Below are 646 nucleotides of genomic sequence, written 5' to 3' on the forward strand. Positions count from 1 at the left end.
AATCGCTATTTTGTTAGCTGAAGTATTGAATTTTCAAGGTGCGAAGCCCATTTTAGGTATGGGAAGTCTTAGTTATTAATCTGTCAGCAATTCCTTACACTTTCCACCTCAAGTGCTTCAGACTGTGCGGAATTGCTGTATGAATCTACATTTTTTACGGAGGCTTTTATTATGGCAATGGAATTGCTTTTTGAGAATCACACACAATTGGATGAAGACATCATCCATCATATTATTGAGAAGGATTATAAACGTCCTGAGAAGTTGAAACAGTATCATGTGATGACACTGCTGGTAGGTATTCTGGCTGCACTGGCTGCTGTTTATTTCGGACGTCTGGGCATTCTCACGCATCAGATGCTGACTCTGCTGTGTACCATCGCACTGATCGCTGTCTGCATCTATTCCTTCTACAGCTACTACCAGAACATGCCGAAGAATCAGATCAAAGCCAGGCAGAACACCTACAGTGAAAGCCTTCTGATTCCCCGCAAAATGAAAGTTTACAAGAATGTCATGTACCAGTCTGCAGGCAAGAGCCACGGCGAGTACCGCCTCTTCCAATTTACCGGCATCGAAACCTGGTCCCACTACTTTCTGCTCCGCTACGAGAACAGCTACGTCGTCATGGACAAAAACGGCTTCA

1 protein-coding gene is annotated in these 646 nt (G+C 44.1%); it reads left to right on the plus strand.

Annotated elements, in window-relative coordinates; translation table 11 throughout:
* Positions 1–171: 171 nt before the first annotated feature.
* Positions 172–646, plus strand: a 475-nt coding sequence (locus WMO25_RS18620; RefSeq protein ID WP_349086746.1) for a hypothetical protein, incomplete at its 3' end; no start/stop codon positions are given.

Origin of the sequence: Coprococcus intestinihominis (assembly GCF_040096555.1) — a bacterium.
GTDB classification, from domain to species: Bacteria; Bacillota; Clostridia; order Lachnospirales; family Lachnospiraceae; genus Coprococcus_A; species Coprococcus_A intestinihominis.